The sequence below is a fragment of the Candidatus Flexicrinis affinis genome (genome assembly GCA_016716525.1).
Classification (GTDB): domain Bacteria; phylum Chloroflexota; class Anaerolineae; order Aggregatilineales; family Phototrophicaceae; genus Flexicrinis; species Flexicrinis affinis.
This window is the reverse complement of record JADJWE010000006.1, coordinates 211,825-229,651: the sequence shown is the minus strand read 5'-3', so window position 1 is coordinate 229,651 and position 17,827 is coordinate 211,825. Positions and strand designations below refer to the sequence as shown.

13 protein-coding genes are annotated in these 17,827 nt (G+C 64.0%); 8 read left to right on the top strand and 5 right to left on the bottom strand.

What is annotated here, in order from left to right; translation table 11 throughout:
* Nucleotides 1-93 precede the first annotated feature (93 nt).
* The gene (locus IPM16_16275) at nucleotides 94-2,217 is read left to right on the top strand and encodes a CapA family protein (GenBank protein MBK9124658.1); all 2,124 of its coding nucleotides are present in this window, start codon (nucleotides 94-96) and stop codon (nucleotides 2,215-2,217) included.
* Nucleotide 2,218: 1 nt separating this feature from the next.
* Complete coding sequence (gene nagZ, locus IPM16_16270; GenBank protein MBK9124657.1) at nucleotides 2,219-4,615, top strand: beta-N-acetylhexosaminidase; 2,397 nt, start codon at nucleotides 2,219-2,221, stop codon at nucleotides 4,613-4,615.
* Between the two features lie 107 nt (nucleotides 4,616-4,722).
* Here the strand turns inward: nagZ and IPM16_16265 are convergent, their stop codons facing one another.
* The 4 genes from IPM16_16265 to IPM16_16250 form a co-directional block, all read right to left on the bottom strand.
* Nucleotides 4,723-5,148 (bottom strand): PIN domain-containing protein, encoded by a 426-nt coding sequence (locus tag IPM16_16265; protein MBK9124656.1) that lies wholly within the window; start codon nucleotides 5,146-5,148, stop codon nucleotides 4,723-4,725.
* A complete protein-coding gene (locus IPM16_16260; GenBank protein MBK9124655.1) occupies nucleotides 5,120-5,377 on the bottom strand; it encodes a hypothetical protein in 258 nt (85 codons plus the stop codon). The genes IPM16_16265 and IPM16_16260 overlap by 29 nt, the downstream gene beginning before the upstream one ends.
* Before the next feature lie 178 nt (nucleotides 5,378-5,555).
* Complete coding sequence (locus IPM16_16255; protein MBK9124654.1) at nucleotides 5,556-8,105, bottom strand: SMC family ATPase; 2,550 nt, start codon at nucleotides 8,103-8,105, stop codon at nucleotides 5,556-5,558.
* Nucleotides 8,102-8,740, bottom strand: coding sequence for a TetR family transcriptional regulator (locus IPM16_16250; GenBank protein MBK9124653.1), 639 nt, complete (start codon nucleotides 8,738-8,740; stop codon nucleotides 8,102-8,104). Before IPM16_16250 ends, IPM16_16255 begins: the two co-directional genes overlap by 4 nt.
* Before the next feature lie 155 nt (nucleotides 8,741-8,895).
* On the opposite strand from IPM16_16250, the gene glgB reads away from it, so the two are divergent.
* The 4 genes from glgB to IPM16_16230 are packed head-to-tail and all read left to right on the top strand — an operon-like array spanning nucleotide 8,896 to nucleotide 13,651.
* Complete coding sequence (gene glgB, locus IPM16_16245; GenBank protein ID MBK9124652.1) at nucleotides 8,896-11,184, top strand: 1,4-alpha-glucan branching protein GlgB; 2,289 nt, start codon at nucleotides 8,896-8,898, stop codon at nucleotides 11,182-11,184.
* Nucleotides 11,181-11,945: an enoyl-CoA hydratase/isomerase family protein gene (locus IPM16_16240; GenBank protein MBK9124651.1), complete on the top strand. Its 765-nt coding sequence runs from the start codon at nucleotides 11,181-11,183 to the stop codon at nucleotides 11,943-11,945. The genes glgB and IPM16_16240 overlap by 4 nt, the downstream gene beginning before the upstream one ends.
* 46 nt (nucleotides 11,946-11,991) lie before the next feature.
* The gene (locus tag IPM16_16235; GenBank protein ID MBK9124650.1) at nucleotides 11,992-12,759 is read left to right on the top strand and encodes a class I SAM-dependent methyltransferase; all 768 of its coding nucleotides are present in this window, start codon (nucleotides 11,992-11,994) and stop codon (nucleotides 12,757-12,759) included.
* Complete coding sequence (locus IPM16_16230) at nucleotides 12,701-13,651, top strand: aminoglycoside 6-adenylyltransferase (protein ID MBK9124649.1); 951 nt, start codon at nucleotides 12,701-12,703, stop codon at nucleotides 13,649-13,651. Before IPM16_16235 ends, IPM16_16230 begins: the two co-directional genes overlap by 59 nt.
* A 124-nt stretch (nucleotides 13,652-13,775) precedes the next feature.
* Here IPM16_16230 and IPM16_16225 read toward each other — a convergent pair whose 3' ends face one another.
* The gene (locus tag IPM16_16225) at nucleotides 13,776-14,858 is read right to left on the bottom strand and encodes a PASTA domain-containing protein (protein ID MBK9124648.1); all 1,083 of its coding nucleotides are present in this window, start codon (nucleotides 14,856-14,858) and stop codon (nucleotides 13,776-13,778) included.
* A 69-nt stretch (nucleotides 14,859-14,927) separates the two neighbouring features.
* Here IPM16_16225 and IPM16_16220 point away from each other — a divergent pair, with 69 nt between their 5' ends.
* On the top strand, nucleotides 14,928-16,547 hold the full coding sequence (locus IPM16_16220; protein MBK9124647.1) for a hypothetical protein: 1,620 nt from the start codon (nucleotides 14,928-14,930) through the stop codon (nucleotides 16,545-16,547).
* Nucleotides 16,548-16,550: 3 nt separating this feature from the next.
* Nucleotides 16,551-17,789 (top strand): hypothetical protein, encoded by a 1,239-nt coding sequence (locus tag IPM16_16215; GenBank protein MBK9124646.1) that lies wholly within the window; start codon nucleotides 16,551-16,553, stop codon nucleotides 17,787-17,789.
* Nucleotides 17,790-17,827 lie beyond the last annotated feature (38 nt).

Sequence of the window (17,827 nt, the reverse complement as noted above, 5' to 3'; positions counted from 1 at the left end):
ATCGCGGCGCGGTACAAAATCGCGCGTTACACGCGCGCGTCGAAACCGGTATACTCGCGCGGTTGATGCCCATGAACTACTCAGGTCGAACGGATGCGCCTTGTCCTTGCGCTCATCGTCTTTTCGTTAGCCGTCAGCCTACCCGCCGCACAACCCTCGACGTGCAGTGAAATCGCAAGCACCCGCCAGCGCGTGACGCTCGACAGCCCGCGCGCGGGTCGCGGATTCATGGCGACCGTCATCCTGCCGCCGTGCGCCGAACAGAATGCACCCCTGCCGTACGTTGTGCTGTTCGGCGGCTCGAACCGCGACGACAGCCACTGGATCGACCTCGACGTGGCCGGCAAGCTCGAAATCGGCATCGCCGACAAGACCCTGCCGCCCATGGCGATCGTGCTGCCCTATGGCGAACAGCTCGCCAATACTAACCAGTTCGGGCCGGACTCGTGGGGCGAGGTCGTTTATCACGACTTGATCCCCGCGGCCGAGGCACAGTTCAACCTCGATCCGAGGCGGCGGGCCATCGGCGGTATCTCGCGCGGCGGTTTCTGGGCGTATCAGATCGGCCTGCGCTATCCCGATCAGTTCGCGGCGATCGGTGGGCATTCGGCCTTCTTCGACCTGTACCACGCGCCGGACGACCAGAACCCGCTCGATTTGGCGCTGGTCGTCCAGAACCCGCCGCCGCTGTACCTCGACCGCGGCATCGACGATTACGCCGCGCCGGGCCTCGACATCATGGACGCGCGGCTCAAGGAAGCGCGGATTGAGCACACCTACATCATCCACCCGGCGGGCCAGCACAACGACGCGTACTGGTCGGCGCACGTGACCGACTACTTGGCGTTCTACGGGGCGCATCTCGCGCCGCCCCCCGCGCCGGTACTGTTTGCGACCAACACGCCTCCTCCCCAGCAAGGCGTGGGTCTGGCGCTGTTCGTGCCGGTCGCCGCGTTCCCCAGCCGGGTGTTCAACCTGCCGCGAGCGCAGTTCGACGCCGTGCTGCGGGGTGAGGACGACGCCAAACTCACGGTGACGCGCGCCACGCGTGACGGGCTGTTCGGTTATGGCAAACCGCTGCATCCGAACATTCGCACCGTGGAGGACGATACGGCGCTCCTCAACGACCTGTACCGCGACCGGACGCGCTGGGCGATCGTGCCGTGGGATGCCATGTCCCTGCGTCTGCGCGTGCTGTGGATCGACGAACAGCACCCGTTGTATGCGCTCGAAACCTATCCACTGGCGATGGCGAGCTACACGCCGAACTACGACCCGGCCAAGCTCACGACCGTCATGCTGTCCGGCGTCACGGCAATTGCGCGCAACGTCACGCCGGAGATGGATGCAAACGGCGTCGACTGGGCGGCCGAACTGATCGCGCCGTACACCACCCGCGCCGACGTGTTCCATGTCTCCAACGAGGTCTCGGCGGTCGTAGACTGCCCGCGCGGCGGCACGGAGCGGCTCGGCGGGGGCAACAGCATGTGCACCAAGCCGGAGCACTTCGACGTATTCGACCGGCTCGGTGTCGATGTGGTCGAGCTGAGCGGCAACCACAACAACGACTATGGCTACGATGCGTACCGCGCTACCCTGCGCTTGTTCGCTGAGAAAGGATTCTCGACCGTCGGCGGCGGCGATACGATCCTCGACGCGCAGCGCCCGCTGATCATCGAGCGCGACGGCAACCGCATCGCGTGGGTGAGCTGCAACCTGCCCGGCCCCTATTATGCTCACGTCAGCGAAGCGCAGAACCGCCCCGGCGCCGCCCCGTGCGACACGGCGTGGCTGCGCGTAGTGCTGCCGCCGCTCAAGGCCGAGAATGACATTGTGATCCTCTCTGTGCAGTATTGGGAGTTCGACCAATATGCGCCGACGGCCCAGCAGCGCGTCGACTTCGCCAACTACGCCCGTCTCGGCGCGGACGTGGTAATCGGCACGCAGGCGCACTTCCCGCAGACGTACAACGTCATCACCGGCTACGGCGAAGGGACGGCGTTCCTGCATTATGGCATCGGCAATTTCATGTTCGATCAGCCGTGGTGGGCGGGGGTGCGCTTCAGCCTCGACGAGCTGTACATCTATGACGGCCGCCTGACGACGGTCGCCATCTACCCCGGCATCATCGAGGACAATACCCGTCCGCGCTTGATGACGGCCGAAGAGCGCGATAACTTCTTGTATGTCCTGATGGTGCAGCACGGAGTCTTCTAGCGTGTCGATACGGCGTCAGGTTCCGGTTCACTCGGCATGGGCGGCGCTGATGGCGCTGATCCTCGCCGTGCTGTCCGCTGCCCCGGCGCTGGGGCAGTCGCGCGTCGACGCGCTGATGGCGTCGATGACGCTGGAACAGAAGGTCGCCCAGATGTTCCTCGTCGGCATCTACGGCCCGGTGCTGAACGAACCGAACCGTCGCATGCTGCAAGACTGGCAGCCCGGCGGGGCGGTGCTGTTCGTCAGCAACGTCGGCAACCCGCGCGCGGTGACGGCGCTCATCAACGACTGGCAGCAAACGGTGGTCGATGCCGGCGGTACACCGATGTTCATCGCCACCGATCAGGAAGGTGGCGTGATCGCGCGCCTCAAAGACGGCTTTACGACCTTCCCGGCCATGATGCTGCTGACCGCCACCGGCGATGTCTCGCTGGCCGTGCGCACGGGCGAGGCGATGGCCCGTGAGCTGTCCGCCGTAGGTGTCAACCTCAATCTCGCACCGGTGGCCGACCTGTACACTAACTTGCGCAATCCGGTGATCGGCCGGCGCAGCTTCGGCAGCGAGCCGCAGCGCACCGGTCAAATGCTGGCTGGTCTGATCCGCGGCATGCAGGCCGGCGGCGTAATGGCGACCGCCAAACATTTTCCCGGCCACGGCGACACCGAGCACGATTCGCACACCTCGCTGCCGGTGGTCAGTTACGCCGTGGACGAGCTTGAAGCCGTCGAGTTCGCGCCGTTCCGTTGGACGGTCGCGGCCGGCGTCGAAGCGATGATGGTCGCGCATATCTGGTACCCGGCGCTCGATCCCGACGGCCCGCTGCCGGCGTCTCTGTCGCGCAACGTGGTGACCGGCCTGCTGCGCGAGGAGATGGGCTTCACCGGCCTGATTATGACCGACGCGATCGAGATGGATGCGATCGACACGACCTACAGCATCCCCGAAGCGTCGATCCGCGCCATTGAAGCGGGTGTCGACCTCGTCGCCTTCGGCGCGCACCTCAGCCCCAACACGCAGGTCGAGGCGATCAAGGCGACGGCCGACGCCGTGCGCTCGGGCCGCCTGACCGAGGCACGCATCGACGAGTCCGTGCGCCGGATTCTGGATGCCAAGGCGCGCTACGGCCTGCTCGACTGGAAGCCGCTGACCCCCGAGTCGGCCGAACTGCGCGTGGATGCGCCGTCGGGCGCGGCATTGGTCAGCGAGATATTTGACGCAGGGACAACCATTGCATACGACCAGAACGGCGTGCTGCCGCTGATCGGCGACCGCACCGTCGCGCTGGTCTACCCGGCATCGCGCCCGTCGATTCGCACCGAGTGCGACGTGCTGCCGTCGGATGTCGTGCGCTGGGTCGGGGTGGCCGAAAGCCCGTCCAACAGCGACATCGCGCGGGCCGTCGACGCCTCGCGCCGCGCCGACCTGACCGTAGTCTTTACCCTGAACGCCGGCTCGGACCGGTCGCAGCAGGCGCTTGTCAACGCGCTACCGACCGACAAGACGATCGCCGTCGCGCTGTTCTCGCCGTTCGACTGGACGGCCTTCCCCGGCGTGTCGGCATACGTCACGACCTATTCGCCGCTGCCGGAAAGCGTGCCGTCGGCATGCGGCGTGCTGTTCGGGCGGGTCGATCCGCGCGGCAGCCTCCCGGTGGCGCTGGACGGCGCGCGCGATTTCGTCAACGGCGGCGCGCAAATCGGCGAGGGCGTCGCGCTTGCGCTGATCCCACGCCGCGCCGACATGGGACTGGCCGCGCCGGTCGATCCAAGCGGCACGACGGTCGCCATGCTGTTCCCGTCCGATGTGCCGGACGAGAGCAGCGCGCCGGTGGAGACGCTTCCCCCGCCAACCCCCACACCGACCCGCGAGCCGCTCACCAGCGGGACACGCGTCGCCAACCCGGTCGTCGCTTCGGTGCCGTCCAGCCTGACGCCGGAACCGCAGCCCGAACCAACGGCCACCAAGGCCGTGATCGCCGCGCTGCCGCCGCTCCAAGCGTCGAACGCGCCGGCCGACACCCCGTCGACGCCGTCCGAGCCGTTTACGCTGCCGGTGCTTCCGTTGGCGTTGATGGGCGGCGTGGGTCTGGCCTACGGGGCGCTGTACACGCTCAATGCGCGCTCGAACGGGCGCTATCGGGCCGGTGTGCCGATCGAGCGGTGTCCGGCGTGCGGCTCAACGCATCTGCACGTCAAGGCGGTGCGGCGGCGCTATGTCGGCGTGCCGGTCGTGCGCCATCGTGTGACCTGTGAGGACTGCGGCTCCGTGCTGCGTGAATCGACGCCGCGCCGGTGGGTGTACACGGTCAGCGCGCATGCCAATCAGGCGCTGCACGCGCGCTTTAACGGCAAGCTGCTGGACGACAAGACGCTGATCCTGCTGCAGCGCGAGCGGTGAGTAGGAAGTTGCCAGGAGTCAGTTGTCAGGTTTCAGGGGGCAGCTGCCAGTGATAAGGCGGCGGAGCGACGCGACGCGGGGTGAGGCTCAGGGCAAGCCGCTAGGTATCACGGAAGCAACGTGAAGCTGTCGCTGTGTTTAGGCCGAACAATCGAGAAGTCGCGCCGGTCGAACGTGGCAATCTCCGCGATGTTAAGCCGTTCGGCCAGCGCCATCACCGTCGCGTCGGTGAGGTCGAGCTGCGCGTCGAGGTGCTGACGCATAATCTGGATCGCTCGGATGTAGTCACTGCGTTGTGTAGACACGACTTCGAATGTGCGAACGGTATGGGCGACAGCACCGAGCGCCGTCGCATAACCTTCCCGCACGAGCAAGACGTGGAACAACTCGCTCAGTACGGGAGCAGGTACGACAAGGTCGCGATCAATGTAGACCTCGAAGAAGACAATGGCCTGCTGATGGTTGATGTCTTTTGGATATGCCGCCGCAACGAGTATGTTGGTGTCAATCAGCAGGCTGTTTTGCGTCGCCATACGCCTGCTTCAGTGTTTCGTCAATCGACGTCGAGGCGTCCCTGGCATCAGACTCAATCGACCCGATCCATGCGGCGATCAGTTCGCGTCGCGTCTTGCGGTCGGGAAGCGAGACAACGTCGTCCTCGTCAGCGCTGACCGCGGCGAGTGCTTCCGCCAGTACAGGCGTGAGCTGTTTTAGCTGCTTCTCCAGCGCGTGCGCGCTAGATTTGGGGTTGGTGTCGTTCATGTGGAACCTCAAGCCAGATGGATTGAGTATAGCATCGTTTGACCGTGAAGTTTGCTCCGCCTGCTACGTGTCAAGCTGGGCGAGCCCCCGGCTCGCCCATACAACAGCCTTTGTGCGCTCTGTGTCCTCTGTGTGCTCTGTGCCCGCCCTAGTCCTTCCTCATCACTCATCACTCGCCCTACCGGATGCTGATGCGGCTCCCGGCGGACGTCTTGTCGACCACGATATGCACGGGGAAACTGTCGCGCAGGTCGTCGATGTGGGTGATGACAAGGATCAGCTCGAACTCGTGCTGAATGGTGTTGATCGCCTCGACCAAACGGGCGCGGCCGGTTTCGTCCTGCGTGCCGAAGCCCTCGTCGATGAACAGTGTGCGAAGCTGTGCCCCAGCCCGCCGTGCCAGCAGTTTGCTGAGCGCCACGCGCAGCGCAAAGTTGATGCGAAACGCCTCGCCGCCGCTGTAGGTCTCGTAGCTGCGCGTCCCGAGCTCGTCGGCGATCTCGATGTCGAGCGTCTCCGCCACGCCGCCGGTGACCTTGTCCTTCTGCGTGATCAGGCGCAGCGCCATGCGGCCCTCGGTCATCCGGCGCAGTAGGTCGTTTGAAAGTTCCTCAAGCTCGGGGATGGCCGACTCGATGATCATGGCCGGCACGCCGTTGCGCCCGAACGCCGTACGCAGTTCCGCGTACAGGCCCATCTCGTGCTGGTCGGCCGCGAGCTTCTCCTCAAGATACGCGCGCCGTTCGAGCCGGCTGTCCAGCGTATCGAGCTGCTGCTCGATCTTGGCCAGCCGGCCGGTCGCCTGAATGCGGACATTGTCCTGCATCCGGCGCTCGGCCTCGCGCTCGGCGTATTCGCGGGCGCGCTCCTCCAACCCGGCAAGCTGAATGTCGATCTGCTCGATCTCACCGGCCAGCGTCGACAGATTGAGCGCGAGACGGTCGCGGCGCGCCTCGGCGTTGGCGCGCGACTGCTCGAACTTGGGAAGCTGTTCCAGCGCCGACTCGAGGCGCACCTTCAGCCGTTCGTACTGCATGTAATCGTCGAGCGTGCGGCGAGTAGCGTCGTGCTCGCCTTTGTCGTAGCCGAGCGCCGCGGCCTCGGCGTCAAGGGCGGCAAGCGCCTCGCGCACGTCGTAGCCATAGTCGCCGGTGTCGCGCTGCGCGATCAGTGTCTCAAGCTGCTGCGCATCCTCGGCTTTCCGGCCCGCGGCCTGAGCGACCGCCGCCGCGCTGGCGGAGAGGTGGCCGGCGCGTTCCTGCAGCTTGGCCATGCCGGCCAACGTCGCGGTGAGCTGTTTGAGTTCGCGCTCCTGCTGCTTCAGCCGGTCGTCCAGTTCCTTGGCACGGTCGCGGCTCGCACGGTAACGCTCGCGATGCGCGACAATATCGACTTCGAGCTGGGCAAGCATCTCGGCGCGATGTTCCGGTGTCAGTTCCTGACCGCACAAAGGGCACGTTGCGGAATCGGTCGCTTCGAGTTTCGCCTGCCGTTCGACCATGTCCTTGCCTTCTTGGCCAACGGTCTCAAGGCGCGCTTTGTGTTCTGCAATCTCCTCGCGGATGCGCGTCTCCTCGCGCTGCATGTCGGCCCGCCGGGCCTCGGCCTCGTTGAGCGCGCGCAGCTCCGCCTGCACCGACTCGAGTTCGGCGGACGGGTCGGCGTCGATCACAGCCTGCTGATCGTCGATGCTGCGCTCCAGCCGTTCGATCTCAGCGTCGAGGCGGGCGCGGATCGTGTTGAGCTGGCTGTTGAGGTCCGCACGCTTACGATCGATGTCGGTGAGCGCGTCCAGCTTGTCGCGCAGCGACCGGTCGGCCTCGCGCGCGCTTTGCAGCGAGTCGTAGCCGCCCTCGATGTCCGCGCGCCGGGCCACGATCTGCAGGCACTCGTCGATCTCGCCAGCCCACCGCGCCATCTCGTGCTCGGCCTCGTCCTGCTGCCGTTTGAGGTCGAGCTCGCGGTCGACGCGGTCCTTGCGGTCGGCCTGTGCGCGTCGCAGCGCGTCCGGCGCATCGCGCACCACGTCGAGCCGCTGCTGCGCCAGCGCCAGCGCTTCTTCCGCCTCGCGTACGCTGGCCTCTGCCAGCGCCTTGTCCGCTTCGAGGCTGGGCCGCCGGGCAAGTTCGATCTCGATCGACTCGATCTCGCGGCGGTTGAGGTCGACCTCGCGTTCGAGCGCGTTGTAGCGTTCCTTTGCCGCCGCCTCGTACTTCAGCCATTGCTCAAGCCCGAGGATTTCGCCGAGGATCGATTTGCGCTCGGCCGGCGTGCGGGTCGTGAAGGCATCGGCCCGGCCCTGCTGCAAGAACGCCGAATGCACAAACGTGTCGTAGCTCAGGTGCAGGATGTCAACGATCTTCTTCTCGGTCTGGCGAATCGACGGCTCGCTGATCAAGTTCCACTGCTCGTCGTTCATCGCCAGCAGCGTGAGCTCGGTGCTGCCGGTCTTGCCCTTCTTGGACCGCCTCCGGATGACGCGGTACAGCACGTCGTCCTGCTCGAAGTCGAACTGGACGTGCATCTCGGTCTGACCTTGATGAATCAGCTCGTCGTCGCGCTTGGACCGCGCGGTGCCCCACAATACCCACGTGATCGCGTCCAGCACCGACGATTTGCCGGCGCCGTTGGGGCCGGTCAGGCAGGCGAGGTGAATCCCGTCGAAGCGCAGCGGGTCGGGGACTTGATAGGGCAGGAAGTTCTTGAGTTCTAGGCGAATTGGCTTCACGGACGCAGCGCCCTCACGAACAATTCGGCAATTTCCTCGGCGATCTGCTCCCCGCTTAGGCGGCCGCCTTCGGTGTACCACACCGACACCCAGTTGTTCGCGCCGAGGATCGTTTTGACGACGACCGGCACATCGACCTGCCGAAACTCGCCCGCTTCGATCCCCTCGTGAACGACGCGCTGGAACAACGCCTCAAACCGCCGGCGTTCGGCGAAAAAGCTGGTGCGGCGCGCGTTGTACTCGGCGATCGCCTCATCCGATAGACCCCCGCGCGGCTGCTGCGCCACGATATGCCGCACTTCGTATACCATCGCCACACCGGCGGGGCGGTTCTCGGTCTGGTTGGCGATGTGGATGTGGACGATTCGGCGCAGCTTGTCCGTGCAGGTCATGGACACGTCAGCGACGACGGCCTCGATCTCATGGGCGACGTACTGCAAGCCTAACTCCAGCACAGCCAACAGCAGCACGTCCTTGTTCTCGAAGTGATGATACAGGCTCGCCGCGGTCAAGTTGACCTGCGCGGCGATGTCCTTCATCGTCGTGCCTTCGTAACCGTTGCGGCGCAAGACTTCGGCCGCCGCGTGGAGGATGTCCTCACGGCTGACGGCTTGTTCGGCGGGTTTGCGGGCCACAGGTTGTCCTCAACGGGGTGCTGTATCACAGTGCCGCATTGTACGGGATGCGGGGTAACGCGGCAATTGTGCGCGTATCGCGGCCGATAGCCGGCATGCGCTACAATCGACCGTATTCTGACCAAACGGCAGATACGTGTAAAGGATTATGATACATGGCTTTGGACGCGGAGATTCATCCCGATGCAGTGGCGGCGCTCATCGAAGGACGGCACGGCGCGCCGTTTGACGTCCTTGGCCCGCATGCGGTTGATGGCGGCGTTGCCGTTCGGGTATTTCGGCCGTGGGCGAAGGAACTCGCCGTCGTGCTGCCGGACGGCACCCAGCATTCGATGGAAAAAGTACATGCCGATGGGCTGTTTTCGGCTGTTGTTGACGGTGCGGTAGCGGAAGGGTTCACATACCGCCTGAAGCAGGCCGATTTCGACGGTGTGACCACCGAGGTCGACGACCCGTACCGTTTCGGCCCATTGATGACCGACTTCGATCTCTACCTGTGGGGCGAGGGCAACCTGCTGTACGCCTACGACTCGTTCGGCGCGCACATAGTCGAACACGAGGGCGTACGCGGCGTGAACTTCGTAGTCTGGGCGCCGAACGCGTTGCGGATCAGCATCATTGGCAACTTCAACCGTTGGGACGAGCGCAGCCTGCCGATGCGCATGCGCACAGGCGGGGTATGGGAGTTGTTCGTCCCCGGCATCGCCGAAGGCGAGGTTTACCGCTACGAAATCCGTTCGCACAATCAGGGTTGGCGCTTCCAGAAATCCGACCCGTTCGCCTTCTTCTGCGAGGTGCGGCCCGCCAACGCGTCGATCGTCACCGAGCTATCCGGCTACCGCTGGGGCGACAGCGCGTGGATGGAAGCGCGCGCGCAGGGCGATCCGCTCAAGAAACCGATGGCTGTTTACGAGGTGCATCTGGGGAGTTGGCAGCGCCACGACGATGGTTCGTGGCTGACCTACGCCGAACTGGCCGACAAGCTCATCGCTTACGTCAAGGACATGGGCTACACGCACATCGAACTGATGCCGGTGACCGAGTACCCGTACGACGGCAGTTGGGGCTATCAGGTGACCGGCTATTTCGCCGCCACCAGCCGCTATGGCACGCCACATCAGCTTATGGCGCTGATCGACGCGGCGCATCAGGCCGGCATTGGCGTGATCCTCGACTGGGTGCCGGCGCACTTCCCCAAGGACGGCCACGGCCTCAACTACTTCGACGGCACGCATCTCTACGAGCACGACCATCCGCTGCAGCGCGAACACCCCGACTGGGGGACGCTGATCTTTAACTTCGGCCGCAACGAGGTGCGCAATTTCCTGATCGCCAGCGCGTTGTTCTGGCTCAAGGAGTACCACATCGACGGCCTGCGCGTGGACGCCGTGTCGTCGATCATCTATCTCGACTTCTCGCGCGAGCACGGGCAGTGGATCCCCAACCGCTACGGCGGGCGGGAGAACCTCGAAGCGATCATGTTCCTGCGCCAGTTCAACGAGGTTGTCCACCGCGAAGCGCCGGGGGCGATCACCGTCGCTGAAGAGTCGACCGCATGGCCGATGGTGTCGCGACCGGTCTACGTAGGCGGCCTCGGCTTCACGTTCAAGTGGAACATGGGCTGGATGCACGACACGCTCGAGTATCTCAAGGCCGACCCGGTCTACCGGCGCTGGAAGCACGACAAAATCACGTTCAGCCTGTTCTACGCCTTCAGCGAAAACTTCGTGCTGTCGCTCAGCCATGACGAGGTCGTCCACCTCAAAGGCTCGATGATCAACAAGGTGCCGGGCGACTGGTGGCAGAAGTTCGCCACCCTGCGCCTGCTGTTCGGCTATATGTACACCCACCCGGGCAAGAAGCTCAACTTCATGGGCTCGGAGATCGGTCAATGGCGCGAGTGGAGCGAGGCGCGCCAGCTTGATTGGCACCTGCTGTCGTGGGACACCCATCAGTCGCTGCAGAACTGGTGCAAGCGGCTTAACGCGTTCTACCGTGACGAACCGTCGCTGTGGCAGCACGACTACGATTTCGACGGGTTCAAGTGGATCGACGCCAACGACAACGAGAACAGTGTCTACAGCTACATCCGCTACGCCGATGACAAAGACGACATGCTGATCGTCGTCGCGAGCTGGACGCCGGTCGTCAGGCACGACTACCGGATCGGCGTGCCGAAGCCCGGCACCTACCGTGAAGTCCTCAACAGTGACGCGTCCGAATTTGGCGGCGGCAACGTCGGTAATCCCGAACCGCTGCACAGCCAAGAACACCGCCACCACGAGTGGGAACACAGCCTGACGCTGACCGTTCCACCGTTGGCGGTGATCGTGCTGAGGCCCGACCGCGAGGCGAAGCGCGATCCTGAAACGGTCGAAGCGCCAGCCTTTGTGACCCTGCCGCCCCCGGCCGACCCGGACGCCAACGTTGGAATTGTCGGATGAGTGGGGATGTCCTGCTCGACCGTGACGCCGACGGCATCGCCGTCCTGACGTTCAATCGGCCCCACGTCCGCAACGCGCTCACCCTCGAGTCGATGATTCGGTTCCACGGGCTGATTGAGTCGCTGGCCGGTGACCTGTCGCTGCGCGCCCTGATCCTGACCGGGGCAGGGCGCGATGCGTTCTGTTCCGGCGGCGACTTGATCGACCTGCAAGGCCGCCCGACCGAGGCCGATGCGCGTGAATTCATCGCCATTATGGGCGATGCGCTGGCAACCATGGAGCGCCTGCCGGTGCCGGTCATCGCTGCCATTCACGGTTACGCGCTGGGCGGCGGAAGCGAAATCGCCGTCGCCTGCGACCTGCGCATTGTCGACGAGGCCGCGCAGATGGGCTTTGTGCAGATTCGCATGGCGCTCACGCCGGGGTGGGGCGCCGGCCAGCGGCTCATGCGCATCGTCGGTTACAGCCGTGCATTGTCGATCCTGCTCGAAGGCCGGCCCATGGGCGCGGACGAGCTGTTGGCCTTTGGGCTGGCGCATCATGTTGCGCCGCGCGCGCAGGCGCTGGACGAAGCCCTGACACTCGCCCGGCGTATCGTCCAGCACCCGCCGGCGGTCATTACGGCGATCAAGCGCGTGCTGTGGGCGGGGTTGACACAGCCGTACGCCGACGCGCTGCGCACCGAACGCGAGCTGTTCCCAGCGCTGTGGGCCGCCGAAGACCACTTGCGCGCGGTGGAGACATTCCTGAACCGCCGCTAGGCGTATAATAGAGGCAGCAGACTATCGCACCTGCAAGGACGACACCGTGAGCGGTTTCTACGCCCAAATTGCACGCTACTACGACGCCGAGAACACCGACAAGAACGACGACTTGCCGTTCTACCTTGAGCTGGCGCAGGACATCGACGGGCCGATCCTCGACGTAGGATGTGGCACCGGCCGTGTGATGTTCCCGCTGGCGCGCGCCGGCTACGACGTTCACGGCATCGACAACGAGCCGCGCATGCTGGAACGCGCCCGCGCCCTGCTCGACGCCGAGCAGGAGCTGACCGACCGCATGCACTTTCACGAAGGCGATGCGCGTACGTTCAAGTTCCCCGTCAAGTTCGGCCTGACGCTCGTCCCGTATAACGGCCTGATGCACTTCCTCGATCAGGACTCGCAGATCACCGTGCTGCGCCACCTGCGCGAATGCACCCGCGACGATGGATTGCTCGTGCTCGACTTGCCCAACGCCGGTGACGTGTATGCCACCGAGGACACCGACGGGCTGATCTTCGAGCGCACCTTCCTTGAGCCAGAGACCGGCCATCTTGTCATGCAGCAGTCTATCAGCACGCTTGACCGCACCATGCAGACGCTTCAAGTGACGTGGATTTACGACGAGATCACCGCCGACGGCACGGTGAAGCGGACGTTTGCGCCGCTGCGCCTGTACTACTACTTCTACAGCGAAATCAAGCTGCTGCTGATGATGACCGGTTGGGAAGTGACTACGGTCTACGGCGACCTCGATGGCGGTGAGTTCGAGGACGGTGCGCCGCGTATGGTCGTCATCGCCCGGCCAGCCTGACGGATTAGCGGCGATGACGACCGATCCGGACAGCATTGGGGCGTTCTTCGATACCATCAAGCGCGATATTGTGGCATGGGCCGCAGGCGTGGACGACGTGCGGGCGGTGCTTGTCACCGGATCGCAGGCGCGCCAGCGCAACCCGGCCGACGCGTATTCCGACCTCGATCTCGAGCTGTTCGTCCGGGACGACTTCGCAGACCATGCCGCGTGGATTGAGCAGGTCAAAGGCTATGCGCCGGTGTGGGCGGTTGTCGAGGAACAGCAGGACGAGCAGCGCGGCTGGCTGATCCTGTACGAAGGCGGTCTGAAGCTCGACTTCTCGACCGCGCCGGTGTCGGTACTGCGCCAGCTGGTCGAGGAACAGCGGCTGTGGAACAGTCACCTGCGCGGTTACGACATCCTGCTCGACAAGGACGGGCTGGCGGCTAGACTGCCCGCCCCGCGCCCGTTCGATGTCCCGCCGTTCGAGCCGCCGGACGCCAACGCATTCTCACAGGCGGTCGACACCTACTTCTACGGCGCGGTGTATGTCGCCAAGCAGATCGCGCGGCACAACCTGTGGAAGGTCAAGTGGGCCGATCAGAACCAGCAAAACTGCCTGCTGACGATGCTGGTCTGGCACGCGCAAGCCACCGCCGCCGAGCCGATCGATACGTGGTCGCGCGGGGACTTCATGCGCAGTTGGGTACGGGACGACATCTGGGGTGCGCTGCACAGCGTGTTTGCGCATTTCGACGCACCCAGCAGTTGGCGCGCGCTGTTCTCCTCGATTGCGCTGTATACGCGGCTCGCGCGGGAGACCGCCGCCCAGTGGGCGTTCGACTTTCCCGAGACGCGCCTGAGCGCCATCACGGATTACGTCGAACAGTTGTACGCCGGCGAGGACTAAGCGAGAAGTTGAAAGTGCTGAGTGATGAGACACAATCGAGCCACGTCAGTCATTACGAGACTGTGAACCACGCTGCCTCGCCCTGCGCCCCTGTCAACTGACTCCTGCCAACTGATTCCTTTCCCTACCGGGGCATGATGCAAACCGTCGTGCGGTCGGACAGCGCGGCATTACACAGCCGCCGCTTGCCGTCTTGGCCCTGAACCTCGAAGTTGGCGCTCCACCACGCCTGCGAGGCTTGCACGGTATAGGTGGCGATCACGTTGCAGTTCTGTAGTCCGGCAGGCTGGGTTACGGCGTCGGTGGCGAACAGCACGCACTGATTGGGCGCGAGGCGGTTGACCCGCGCGACAATCTCTGGCCGGCCGAACAGATTGTTGTTGATCTTGAATTCCCGCCCGAACGGGTCAGGGTTCTCCAAGCCGTTGATGATCGTGGGGCTGTTGACACGCATCCACTTGTCCGGCGAGATATTGATGATGGCGAGCGTGTCGCGGGTATAGGCGATGTAGATGAACGGCACGTCGTCGCCCTGCGCGTCGGCGGCGATGTACAGCTCGCACGTCAGCGGGCGATCCTGCGAGCTGGGCGGGGCCGCCTCGCACACGGCGCGCTCGACGTCGTTTTGCAGCACGCGAAACGTGCGCGCGCCGCTGACGGTCGTCCAGAAATGCTCGCCGCGATTGTTGGTCGTCAGCCAGTTCTGGATGAACTCGCACTCCGGGAGCGACTTCGGCCCGTTTCGACCTACGGACCATACCTGCGTACACTGGCGCGGCCGTACGATGTCCGACCAACGGCCAGCGTTGAAGGCCGCCGGTTGGGCGCTGTCGACCGTCTCGAACGACAGCCCGCTCAGCCGCAGGACGTCGCCGGTCAGGTTGACCATCGTGAGATCGTTATCGTCGTATACCAGGCGGATGTTGGCCGAGCGCGCGATCTCGACGTTGATTTCGGTGCCCGCGTCTACGGATTGGCCGGCAGCGACCGACTGGCCGCTGACGACGTCGGGCGTGCGTCCATCGACCGGTACGACAACCTCGCGGCCGAGCGCAAGGCCTGCCGCGTTGAGCTGTGCGGCGGCCTGCGCCACTGTGAGGCCGGTAACGTCAGGTACGGCGACCTGTTCATCCTGCGCAGCGATACCCGTAGACAATGCGGCGACCATCATCCATACCGCCGCTGCCTTCAATATACGTTTCAACATGAGCTGACCCCGGGTAACACGATTAATTGAGCGAATGGCCTATAAAGCATAACCGAGGAACCGCGAAAGATGTTGCATGATGATGTGCGTACTTATGTACTGGTGCCAGCAACATTCACGCATGCTCAACGGTATAACGTGTACGATGAAGGCATCTTCGCACCTGAAGTCATCGATCTATTATGGAGAATGGACTTATGCGCGATCGTGCTGCTGCTGGCATTGACGTTTATCGTTTCGATCGGTGTTGCGCAGAACGACTCGGCGACACAGCTGCTTAGCTTCAACGTGAGTTATGGCGGACGCGTGTACGACAGCGCATTGAACCAGACCAGCTTTTCGTATGTGGTGGTGGGCGTCGACCAATCCCCCGATCTCAGCCACTTCGACGTTGGCATCCCGAGCTGTACGCCGCCGCTTCTGGTCGTCGAGACCGTTCCATCGGAGGCCGTGTCATTCGGCACCGACCCGACGACCGGTGTGTCCGGGATGAAGTGGGACCTGCCGCTTTCTACCAGCGCTTCACGCACGTACAGCATCGCATTCCTCGGGAATGTCGCAGAAGGCGACGTACAGGTTGCAGTGAAGGCAGGCAACGGGTTTGAGATCGCATCACTGCCCGGTCCGTCGTGCCAGACCGCCTCGATCGACGTGGACAAGTTCGTCTCGAACGACGGCGTCACATGGGACAACGCCGACGACGCACCCGGCCCCGAATATCAGGCCGGCGATCAGGTCTCGTTCCGGTTCGTCATCACGAATGTCGGCAACGTCGAGGTGACCGGCATCGGACTGACCGACAGCATGTTCGATACGTCGGGATGCACGTGGCCGGCGGCCCTTCCTGTCGGGGCGTTCGCGGAGTGTACAATCGGCCCGTTCGCGGTCGAAGACGGCCAGCATACCAACATCGCCACGGCGTCCGCCGCGTACGAAGGCGTCACGATTACCACAAGCGACGAAGCGCACTACTTCAGCGGCAACCTGCCCGAAATCACTATCGAGAAGCAGATTTCGAAGAACGGCGGCTCGACGTGGGCCGATACGATTCGCGTTGGCCGCGTGCGCGACGTGGTCTACAAGCTTGCGATGACCAACACCGGCAACGTCCCGCTGACCAATCTCACGTTGGTCGACGATACCTACAGCACGGCCTCGTGCATCCTGCCGGTCGAACTGGCTCCCGGAGCTTCCTACGAGTGCGTCATCGGGCCGTTCCCAACCGGTGAAGACGATTACACCAACACAGCGACCGCATCCGGAGAATACGAGGGCCAGACGGTCAGCGATACCGACACGGCCAGCTACCGCGTCACCTCAGACGACACGTCCGGTGTGGTCATCATCATCGAAGGCCCGGTCGATGAGATCAACATCAACATCATCACGATCTTCGGCCTCGATATCGAAATCGATGCGAACGACCCGGTGCTGACGTCTATCCGCATCGGTGACATCATTCGCGTCGAAGGCGATCTGCTGGAAGGCAGCACGACCATTGTCATCGTCGCCGTCACCGTCGTGATCGTGGATATCGACATCATCCTCGTCGGCGCGCCCAGCGGCCCGATCTTCGTGCCGATCGGGTGCAAGATTTCAGGCAACGGCCGGGGCAGCTTCAAGCTAAAGTGTTCCGGCAAGGGCAGCGGTTCGGGCCGGGGCAGCGGTTCCAGCCGCAGATCGTCCTAACGAATGCAGGATATCGACGCTGCCTCGTCGGATGCCGGCGATTCGTCACCGGAGTCCGGCGGGGCAGCTCTAGCGCTCGGAAGACGAACCGTGCGCCTAGACCTCCGGTTGGCGCCGCGCACGGTCGGCCTGCTTCTCGGCGGGCTGGCCGTGTTCTTCGGTGCGCAGAGCCTCGTCGCCGAGTATTTGGCGGAGGTCGTACTGGACGAAGCCCGGCATCCGTACTTCGTGCTCGCCCTCGACCTGTTCAGCGTCAATGTCGAGAACAGCATCCCCACGTGGTACTCGGCGCTGCTGCTGTTCGGGGCGTCGGTTCTGCTGCTGTGGATCGCCGTCAGCCGCCGCAAGTCCGGTCTGCCGGGGACACTGCTGTGGTTCGGCCTTGCGCTGGTGTTTCTGTATCTCTCGATTGACGAGGCGGCATCGATCCATGAGATCTTCGCCGAGTGGTTGCAAACCGACTTCGACCTCAGCGGGTTTCTGACGTTTGGCTGGCAGCTCGCCGCGCTGCCGCCGCTGGTCCTCTTTGCGCTGGTGTACATTCGCTTTTGGCTCCGTTTGCCGGCATCGACACGGACGCTGTTTCTGGTTGCCGCCGTGGTGTATGTGGGCGGCGCGTTCGTCATCGAAGGGATCAGCGCGAGCATGTACGGCGAGAGCGGCGTGACGTACCCGTACCTGATCGTCGCGACGATCGAGGAAACGTTCGAGATGCTCGGCGCGGTCATCCTTATCTACGCGCTGCTGCGTTTTGCCTTCGACAACGGCTACGCGGTGTCGTTTTCGCCGATTCCGGCCAGTCCGGTTGGCCTGCTGCCCATACGGCGCATGCGTCCAATTGCCCTTGGCGCGCTGGCGCTCGTCGTCGTCAATGTTGTCGTGATTTTGGCGGCATTCGCGCTGACCGGCGGTGCGCGCGCAGGCGGCCCATCCGGCGCGTACCAGTATCAAACCCTCGTCGATCAGCTCGCGATAGATGGCATTGCAGTGGTTCGGACTGCCGGCCAGTTTCGACTTGATGAGCCGCCCGATCCGCTGATCGTCCGACTGGCCGACGTGTTCCCCGACCTCATGGCGATCAGCCTTGTGACCAGTGATATGACGCTGACGTTGGCCGGCGACCCGCTGCCGATCACGCAGGCGGAGGTCATTGACGCGCTGCACGCCAACGGCGAGACGCAGTTCGTGATCTACGATGACAGCGCCGTGCGACTACTGATCCAGCGCAGTACGTCGCCGTAGCCTCAGAATCAAACGGGCGCAGTCTCCCGCGCCCGTAC